This is a genomic window from Mycobacterium sp. (assembly GCF_035653355.1).
Classification (GTDB): Bacteria; Actinomycetota; Actinomycetes; order Mycobacteriales; family Mycobacteriaceae; genus Mycobacterium.
This window is the reverse complement of sequence record NZ_DASRBZ010000536.1, coordinates 1-8,697: the sequence shown is the minus strand read 5'-3', so window position 1 is coordinate 8,697 and position 8,697 is coordinate 1. Positions and strand designations below refer to the sequence as shown.

Here is an 8,697-nt window from a genome sequence, read left to right as displayed (position 1 = left end):
CGGAGGAGGCCCAAGCCCTGAACCTGGTGACCTGGCTGGTGTCCCGGCAGGAAATAGACGGCTTCGTTACCGAGCTCGCTGAGCGGCTGGCTGCGGGCCCGACGATCGCGCTTGCCCACAGCAAGGCGTTGCTGAACGAAGGCGCGGATCGGACGCTGCGCGACGCGTTAGCCAACGAAGCCCGCGCCCAGTCGGTGAACTTTGCGACCACGGACGCAGCCGAGGCCTACGCGGCATTCGCCGAGAAACGCGAGCCGTCGTTCACAGGTCGATGGGCGGTGCCCAGATCGGAGCGAAACGATGCGTGAAGCGGTGATCGTCGAGGCGGTGCGCACGCCGGTTGGCAAACGAAACGGGGCGCTGTCGACCATGCACGCCGCCGACCTGTCGGCGGTTGTGCTCAGGGAATTGGTCGACCGTGCCGGGATCGATCCGCAGCTCATCGACGATGTGATCTGGGGGTGTGTGTCCCAGGTCGGCGATCAGTCCAGCAACATCGGCCGCTACGCGGTGCTGGCCGCCGGGTGGCCAGAGACCATCCCAGCCACCACGGTTAACCGGGCATGCGGCTCCAGCCAGCAGGCCCTCGACTTCGCGGTGCAGGCGGTGATGTCGGGACAGCAGGACGTCGTGGTTGCAGGCGGGGTGGAGGTGATGAGCCGGGTGCCGCTGGGTGCGGCCCGGGCTACCGGCATGCCGTACGGGCCGAAAGTCCTTGAGCGCTATAACGATTTCTCCTTCAACCAAGGCATCTCCGCGGAGATGATCGCCAAGAAATGGGGATTTTCCCGCACCCAGCTCGACGAGTACTCGGCGTTGTCGCACGAGCGGGCGGCCGCCGCGCAGGACAGCGGCGCGTTCGACGCCCAGATCGTTCCGGTGTGGGTCGACGAGCAGCCGGTCACTGACGACGAGGGCGTGCGCCGGGGCACCACCGTGGAAAAACTCGCCACGCTGAAACCGGCGTTCGTCGACGACGGCATGATCCACGCGGGCAACTCCTCGCAGATCTCCGACGGTGCAGCGGCGCTGCTGGTCACGACACCTCCGGTGGCGCTCGAGCTCGGGTTGACCCCGCTCGTGCGCTACCGCGCCGGCGCGGTCACCGGCGCCGATCCTGTGCTCATGCTCACCGGCCCGATTCCGGCCACCGAAAAGGTGCTGCGGAAGGCCGGAGTTCAGCTGTCGCAGATTGGAGTGTTCGAAGTCAACGAGGCCTTTGCTCCGGTGCCGCTGGCCTGGCTGGCCGAAACCGGCGCCGATCCTGAGCGGCTCAATCCGCTGGGCGGCGCGATCGCGCTGGGCCACCCGCTCGGCGCGTCCGGGGCGGTGTTGATGACGCGCATGGTGCACCACATGCGCGACAACGGAATTCGCTACGGGTTGCAAACCATGTGCGAGGGCGGTGGCACGGCCAACGCCACCCTGGTGGAGCTTGTGGCCTGACCTGCGTCGAACTCTTCATCGAAGGCCACGAGGCATTCCGGCAGCTGGCGCGGGATTTCATCGATAAGTAGATCGAACCGCACTACGCCGAGTGGAAGAGAAGCCGGCCTTCCAAAACATTCAGCCGCGCGAGGTCTTCGGAAAACTCGGGTCGCTGGGCATGCTGGGCATGGCGATCCCCGAGGAGTACGGAGGTTCCGGCCTTCCCGACTACCGCGATCGCGATGACCGAGCCCGGCACCCGCTCGGATCTCGCGGGCATCCGCACCACCGCGGTGCGCGACGGCGACGAGTACGTCCTCAACCGCGTCAAGACGTTCATCACCGGCGGCCTTTTGGCCGACCTCGTCAACGCCCGCGCCGCGGGCATCTAGGCCGGAGCCAGTGAAGTGATGAAGGTGATCATCGCCAAGTCGCTGGGGTTGTGCCAACGGCAGAAAAGCCTTGCGCTGAGACCCTTGTCACATCGACCAAACCAACCTACTGTGTGTTCACTAGGTTAGTTCGTCCCAGAGGAGTGGAGTGTCCGGCGTCTCCAGCGCGACCCGCCCGTACGACACGCTGCTTGCCAAGGGTGAGGACCGCAAACAGCGGATCCTCGCGGTTGCACAGCGGCTGCTGACCCGCAACGGCTGGCGCAACACCACGTTGGCGCAGATTGCCCGCGAAGCCGGTGTCAGTCCGGCCGGACTGCTGCACCACTTCCAGTCCAAAGAACAGCTCCTGCACGCGGTGCTCGACGTCCGAGATGCCGACGACGATGCTCACGCCGATCGAGCGGGCGATCTGATCGCCGAAATCGAACGGGTGCCTGAGCGGTACGACCGGACACCAGAATTGATGGGTGCTTACACCGTCCTGCTGGTCGAGAACCTGCTGCCCGATGCGCCGCTACACGACCGTCTTGTCAAGAGATATCGGGACGCTGTCGACATCGTCGCCGACCTCATCCGGCAAGGCCAGCAGGCCGGCCGGTATCGCACCGACATGGACCCCGCCGTCAAGGCAGTCGAAATCCTCGCCTTCATCAACGGAATGGAAACCACATGGTTGCTCGATCCCTCGATACCGCTGACCGAGGTGTTCAAGGGGTACGCGGAGTCTCTGGCTCGCGACTTCACGCCACCGAACCCGAAATGAGGTACCGGCTCGACGTGGTGGCCGCCAGCGTCGTCGACGTGGTGACGTTCGCCGGCGGCTGGCTGTTCGACCGGGCGATGGCCGGCTGGGACGTCACCGTGCTGCTCACCGACCATCCCGATGATCGGCCCTTGCGGATTCTCGGCGCACGGACGCTTGACCTGGAATATGCGTTGGCGTCGGCAGACTACTGGCCGCATCCGCAGACGCTGGCCGCTGCCGCGGATCTGTTCGGGTGCGACTCGCGGGTCCGGCAAGGCGTGCTGCAGGCCCTCGACCACGGCGTCACCGAAGTCACGTTGTGGGGCGAAACTTGGCCGGCCGAGCTCGACGACAGCGTCGGCCGGGTGCAGCACCAGCTCAGCGCTGCCGCACAGGCATTCAAGGCTCATGCCTTGGCGGCGGCCGCGGTTCCGAAGACGACCGTGGGTGCGACCGAGACGTTCCGAAGCGGCATCATGGCGAGCCCGTCGGTGGCGGCTGACCTGGTGCCTGCCAGCTGACACGAGCTGCAGCCGACTTCATCCAGGTACCGCCCGCCGTCGCCAAGCTTGGTTGACGCCGAACAACTGCTATGGAAATCTAATACTCATCATTGAGAGTCGGATTCTCGCGAAGTGAGATTGTCGAACGGAGCAGCGGACAGTGACTGACTTGACCGCGATGGACTTCTTCCGCGACGAGCGGCTTGTCGAGAATCCGTACCCCTACTTCGAGGCCTTGCGCCAGCAGTGTCCGGTGGTGCGCGAACCGCATCACGACGTGATGATGGTGACCGGCTGGGACGAGGCGGTCGCGGTGTTCAACGACGCCGAGACATTCTCGTCGTGCATCTCGGTGACCGGGCCGTTCCCCGGCTTCCCGGTGCCGCTGGAAGGCGACGATGTCACCGAGTTGATCAAGCAGCACCGCGACGAGCTGCCGTTCAGCGACCAGCTGCCCACGCTCGACCCACCGACTCACACCAACCATCGCGCGCTGCTGATGCGCCTGATCACGCCCAAGCGCCTCAAAGAAAACGAGGACGCGATGTGGCTGCTCGCCGACCGGGTGCTGGACGACTTCTTGGTCGGTGGCGAGGGCGAGTTCATCAAGGGCTTCGCCGCTCCCTTCACGCTGTTCGTGATTGCCGATCTGCTCGGCGTGCCCGACGCCGACCGCGACGACTTCGTCCAGAATCTCCACCGCAACGTGGGTGGCGGTCTAGGCAGCACCGAAGGAGAATCGCTGGCGCACAGCCCGCTGGAATTCATTTACGGGCGCTTCGCCACCTATATCGAAGATCGGCGCCGTGAACCCCGCGATGATGTGCTGACCGGGCTGGCGACGGCGACCTTCCCCGACGGCTCCATCCCTGACGTGGCTGATGTCGTGCGCGTGGCGACCAACGTGTTCTCGGCGGGCCAAGAGACCACAGTGCGTCTGCTGGGCAGCGCACTGAAGATCATGGCCGAGAACCCAGACATCCAGCAGCTTCTACGCAAAGACCGAAGTCGCATCCCGAATTTCATCGAAGAGACACTGCGCATCGACAGCCCGGTCAAAGGCGACTTCCGGTTGTCCCGCGTTCCGACCGAGATCGGCAGTGTCGAAATGCCCGCCGGCACAACGGTTATGGTCTTGCAAGCGGCCGCCAACCGTGATCCGCGCCGCTTCGAAGAGCCCGCCACGTTCGATCCGGCACGCAAGAACGCCCGTCAGCACCTTGCGTTCGGGCGCGGAATCCACACTTGCCCCGGTGCGCCACTTGCCCGGGCCGAGACACGCGTAGGCATCGAACGACTACTCGACCGCACGGCCGACATCCGGATTTGTGAGCGGGTGCACGGTGCGACGAACAACCGCCGCTACCGCTATGTTCCGACGTATATCTTGCGCGGCCTGACCGAACTGCACCTGGAGTTCGACCCGGCATGAAAGTCACCGTCGACGACCAGCGTTGTCGTGGTCATGGCGTGTGTATCACGTTGTGCCCTGAAGTGTTCCAGCTCAACGACGACGGCTACTCCGAAGTCCAGGTGCCGGAAGTCCCTGCCGGGCTTGAGGAGTCGGCACGACAGGCGATCGCAGATTGCCCCGAGCAAGCCATCAATGAAAGCTGACAGCACACCAAGGAGCTTCAATGCCTAAGGGCTACATCATCCTGACGGAGGCCATTAAAAACCCAGAAGGCATGAAGGCCTACGCCAAGGCCGCGGGCGCGGCGATGGGTGGTGTCAACATTCTTGCCGTGGACACGGCGCCCCAAGTCGTCGAAGGCAATTGGCACGGCCACCAGACCGTGGTGCTCGAATTCGACTCAGTCGACGCCGCCCGCAAGTGGTACGAGTCCGAGGCCTACCAGAAAGCAGCCAAACTGCGGCAGGCCGCCGCCGACTGCAACGCGGTGATTCTCAGCGGATTCGAGGCGCCGCCGGCTTAAAGCGGTGTCGGCTCGTCCGGATCGTCAACAGTCCTTGGTACGTTCACCGGCTGGGCGTCGGCATGGGCATGTTCGGCATAGAGGGCATGCCCGGCATGGGCGACATGGATGGCTTGTTCGGCATATTTTGCATCGGCATTTTCATGCCCTGCATCATGTCGGCACAACAATCCTTCGACTGGGCTGTCGGCGCGACGGCTTTCATCATGGGATGACAGTTGCTCGGCTGCGCGAACAGTAAGTAGAGGCCGGCGACGATGACGAAAATGCCGACCGCGATGCCGGTGATGGCGAGAATTGGGTAGAGCCAGCGGGTCCAAGTCGGGATAGTCGGAGTGCTTGGCGAGGCGGTGGTCGAGGCTGTGTCGGTCATGACTGCTCACCTTTCGTGGTCGATGTGGTGATTATCCGCCAGCGGCCTCGCCTGCGCAGCAGTCATCAGTCGCCCTTTCGGCAACCGCGCGTCGGCGGGTGGGCGTGACAGCGGCCGGGTGTCACAGCCGTGCAGATAGTGCCCGGTAAGCTACTCCTTGATCGAGATCGCCTGACGCGGGCATTGGCGGACAGCCTCGCGCACTAACTCCTCGTTCTCCGGAGTGACTTCCGGCTGAAGCACCGTCAGCATGTCGTCATCGCCCAGGTGGAAGACTTCAGGGATGATGCCCATGCACACCCCGTTGCTTTCGCAAAGACCGAAATCAACTTCGACTTTTTTCATCGCAATACCCTTACTGGTACGTTCTGCCAGCCCACGACGTTTTGCATGTTGACGCGTTTACAGCCGGCCCAGTCCACTTCATAACGCGGCATGAAGTCGAGCAGCTTCTCCAGCGCGGTCGCGCTTTCCATACGAGCCAGCGCCGCCCCCAGACAACTGTGAATCCCGTATCCGAAGCCGACATTCAGCGCTTCATGCGGGTCGCGGTCGATGTCAAACTTGTCGGGATCGGTCCACGCCTCCGGATCCCGGTTGGCCGAGCCGCCGATCAAGAAGACCGGTTTGCCCGCCGGAATCGTGACACCGTGCAGGGTCACCTCTTTGCGCGAGCAGCGCACGTTGTACTGCGACGGCGCCTCATAGCGCAACAGCTCTTCCACCGCTGCCGGGATCTTGCTGCGGTCGTCGAGCAGCTTCTGCCACTGGTCGGGGTTCTGCGCAAAGACCACCGCCGCATTGCCGATCAGTTTGGTCACGGTCTCAGCGCCGGCACCACCCAGCAGTGTTGCGAACCCGGCAATCTCGATGTCGTCGAGGTTGCTCTTCTCCCCGTTCTCCCGCTCGATCTCGGCCGTGATCAGCTTGGTGAATAGGTCGTCGCGCAGGTCGTTGCGCCGCTCCTGGACCAGGCTGAGATAGAACATGGCGGTCTCGATGTTGGCCTGGATACCGGCCTCGCTCGCCTCGACCTGCCCGGGCTCGCGGTGCAGCGACTCGTCGATCCACAGCCGGATCTTCTGCCGGTGTTCCGGCGGCACGCCGAGCATCGTGGTAATCACTTCGACGGGAAACGGTGCCGAGAAGTCCTGCACGACGTCGAAATGATCGGGGTTGGCGGCATTGAGGAACCGCTCTATGGTCTCGGTGACCATCTGCTTTTGCGACTGGATCGCTCGCGGCGTGAACACCTTGTTGAGCAGGCTGCGCATGTGGCGGTGTTCCGGCGGATCCATGAAGATGATCGATTTCGGGTGCGGGACTTGGCCCGACCGCACCATGGCCAGGTCAACTCCGCGTGCCGAGGAATACGTTTCGTAGTCCTTGAAGGCCACAGCCACGTCGGCGTGCCGGGTCAGCGCGTAAAAGTCGTACTTCTCGTCGTAGTAGACCGGGGCTTCCTCACGCATCCGCCGGTACATCTCGTACGGACTGTTGAAGAACTCCTCGGAGAACGGGTCGAAGACGACTTTCGACTTGGTCACTGACTCCTCCTCAGCGGCGAATTGCGGGCTGGACCGTTACAGCGGAGTGGCTGACTGTAACGCTAACAGTATCGCGTACGTGGGCGGACCGGAACACAAACGTGGCGAGATGTCATCCCTTCACCGCGGCATCGATCACGCCGTCGAGCAACCCGAGGTCGCTACCCAGCTCGGCAGCCACCGTCCTGACGACGGCGACGTCTTTGCCCACGAATTCGCGCACGGCCCCGATGAACGACGTGACGGACCCGCTTGCCGCAACGATGCTCAGCACCCGGCTCGCCGCGCTGCCGTGGGGAAGTGCGGTGAGCAGCACGGATTCCCGCACGCCGAGCCGTGTGCCGAGCTCCACTGATTCGGCGAGCAGCCCGATCTGTGCGGCGAACAACGCATTGTTGACCAGCTTCACCTTCTGCCCGGCGCCGATCGGTCCGACGTGCAGGACGGGATCGCCGTAACAACCCAATACCGGCCGCAGGCCGGCCACGGTGTCGTCGAAACCGCCCACGAACAGGGTCAGGCTGCCGGCTGCCGCGTCGTGCGGCCCTCCGCTGACCGGGGCGTCGGCGACAGCCACGCCATGTGGTGCCGCTCGCGCCGCGATCGCCTCGATGGTGGCGGGACTTGCGGTGGTATGCACCACCAGCGCCGAACCTGACGGCATGGCCGCCAGCAGATCGCTGTCCAAACACACTTCTTGCACTTGGCTGTCGGTGAACACGCATATCACGACGACGTCGGCCGCGGCGGCCGCCTCCGACGCGTCAGATGTGGCGGTCGCTCCGAGTTCGGCGACGGCGCAACGTTTCTCGGCGGTTCGGCCCAGGGCACGCACTTCGTGACCGGCGTGCACGAGGCGGGCCACCATGGGACCGCCCATCCGGCCAACACCGATAAACCCAATCCTCACCGCGGGTGCTTCATCAACGTAAGCGCCGCGTCGGCGGCGTCGAGCACTGCACCCGGTGAGGCCGATGCCCGCTCGGCAAGATCAGCCACCAGCCGGACATCCTTTTGCAGCAGCGAGCCCGCGTATCCGGCCAGTCGGTCCAGACCGCCGATGCCGCCAAGAGCGTTGAGCGCAAAGCTGTTCCCGCTGCCGCGGGTAATGACTTCGGTGAGACCCTCGGGCGAGACACCAAGTTCTTGGCCGAGCCCCAGCGTGGTAGCAGCCGTGGCTAGGTTGGCGGTGAACAACAGGTTGTTGAGCAGCTTGGTGGTTTGCCCGGAGCCCAGCTCGCCGAGGTAAACGACGGGATCGGCGTAGGTTTCGAACACCGGCTTGCACCGCTCGACCACGTCGACCTCCCCGCCGACCATCACCAGCAGGCGGCCTTCCGCCGCCGCGCCACCACCGCCGCTGACCGGCGCGTCGATCACCGAGACGTCGTGTGCTGCAGCTTTCTTGGCTAACTCCCGGCAGGTGTGGGGGTGGACGGTGCTGTGTACGGCGATCACACTGCCGGGCTTCAGACCGGCCAGTATGCCCTGCTCACCGCCTGTGAGCTCGTCGACATCGGCGTCACCGACCACGCACAGGCAGACCAGATCACTGTCGGCGGCAAGCTCGGCCGGAGATCCGGCAACCTTCGCTGCGGTGTCAGCGAACGGCTCGAGCGATGCCGGCCGGCGCGCCCACAGCCTGGTCGGGTAACCGGCGTCGACAATCCGCCGTGCCATGGGGCCGCCCTGGCTGCCCAATCCGATGAATCCGACGTGCATCAACCGGCCTCCAAATCGACATCGGTCGTCGCGTTGGTCACCGCAGG

Annotated in this window: 12 protein-coding genes and 1 pseudogene; 8 read left to right on the top strand and 5 right to left on the bottom strand. The window is 64.4% G+C overall.

The window, feature by feature from the left end:
- The 8 genes and pseudogenes from VFA16_RS18430 to VFA16_RS18395 form a co-directional block, all read left to right on the top strand.
- A partial coding sequence (locus VFA16_RS18430) for an enoyl-CoA hydratase-related protein (protein WP_324969198.1) occupies positions 1-308 on the top strand: 308 nt, incomplete at its 5' end.
- Positions 301-1,446 carry a thiolase family protein gene (locus VFA16_RS18425; protein WP_324969197.1) on the top strand — a complete coding sequence of 382 codons (1,146 nt, stop codon included), beginning with the start codon at positions 301-303 and terminating at the stop codon, positions 1,444-1,446. The genes VFA16_RS18430 and VFA16_RS18425, both read left to right, overlap by 8 nt.
- Positions 1,443-1,796, top strand: a pseudogene (locus VFA16_RS18420) (acyl-CoA dehydrogenase family protein); the annotation flags it as partial. The gene VFA16_RS18425 and the pseudogene VFA16_RS18420, both read left to right, overlap by 4 nt.
- A gap of 172 nt (positions 1,797-1,968) precedes the next feature.
- Entirely contained in the window at positions 1,969-2,586 is a 618-nt protein-coding gene (locus VFA16_RS18415; RefSeq protein ID WP_324969196.1) for a TetR/AcrR family transcriptional regulator, read from the top strand.
- A complete protein-coding gene (locus VFA16_RS18410; protein WP_324969195.1) occupies positions 2,583-3,089 on the top strand; it encodes a hypothetical protein in 507 nt (168 codons plus the stop codon). The genes VFA16_RS18415 and VFA16_RS18410 overlap by 4 nt, the downstream gene beginning before the upstream one ends.
- 160 nt (positions 3,090-3,249) lie before the next feature.
- Positions 3,250-4,503, top strand: a complete 1,254-nt coding sequence (locus VFA16_RS18405) for a cytochrome P450 (protein WP_324969200.1) — start codon at positions 3,250-3,252, stop codon at positions 4,501-4,503.
- Positions 4,500-4,688, top strand: a complete 189-nt coding sequence (locus VFA16_RS18400; RefSeq protein ID WP_324969194.1) for a ferredoxin — start codon at positions 4,500-4,502, stop codon at positions 4,686-4,688. Before VFA16_RS18405 ends, VFA16_RS18400 begins: the two co-directional genes overlap by 4 nt.
- A 20-nt stretch (positions 4,689-4,708) precedes the next feature.
- Complete coding sequence (locus tag VFA16_RS18395) at positions 4,709-5,008, top strand: DUF1330 domain-containing protein (protein WP_324969193.1); 300 nt, start codon at positions 4,709-4,711, stop codon at positions 5,006-5,008.
- A 43-nt stretch (positions 5,009-5,051) separates the two neighbouring features.
- Here VFA16_RS18395 and VFA16_RS18390 read toward each other — a convergent pair whose 3' ends face one another.
- The 5 genes from VFA16_RS18390 to VFA16_RS18370 form a co-directional block, all read right to left on the bottom strand.
- A complete protein-coding gene (locus VFA16_RS18390) occupies positions 5,052-5,381 on the bottom strand; it encodes a hypothetical protein (RefSeq protein ID WP_324969192.1) in 330 nt (109 codons plus the stop codon).
- A 150-nt stretch (positions 5,382-5,531) separates the two neighbouring features.
- Positions 5,532-5,726, bottom strand: coding sequence for a ferredoxin (locus VFA16_RS18385; RefSeq protein ID WP_048890098.1), 195 nt, complete (start codon positions 5,724-5,726; stop codon positions 5,532-5,534).
- Positions 5,723-6,928 (bottom strand): cytochrome P450, encoded by a 1,206-nt coding sequence (locus tag VFA16_RS18380; RefSeq protein ID WP_324969191.1) that lies wholly within the window; start codon positions 6,926-6,928, stop codon positions 5,723-5,725. The genes VFA16_RS18385 and VFA16_RS18380 overlap by 4 nt, the downstream gene beginning before the upstream one ends.
- Before the next feature lie 112 nt (positions 6,929-7,040).
- A complete protein-coding gene (locus tag VFA16_RS18375) occupies positions 7,041-7,838 on the bottom strand; it encodes an NAD(P)-dependent oxidoreductase (RefSeq protein WP_324969190.1) in 798 nt (265 codons plus the stop codon).
- Positions 7,835-8,650, bottom strand: coding sequence for an NAD(P)-dependent oxidoreductase (locus VFA16_RS18370; RefSeq protein ID WP_324969199.1), 816 nt, complete (start codon positions 8,648-8,650; stop codon positions 7,835-7,837). The genes VFA16_RS18375 and VFA16_RS18370 overlap by 4 nt, the downstream gene beginning before the upstream one ends.
- Between the last annotated feature and the right edge of the window lie 47 nt (positions 8,651-8,697).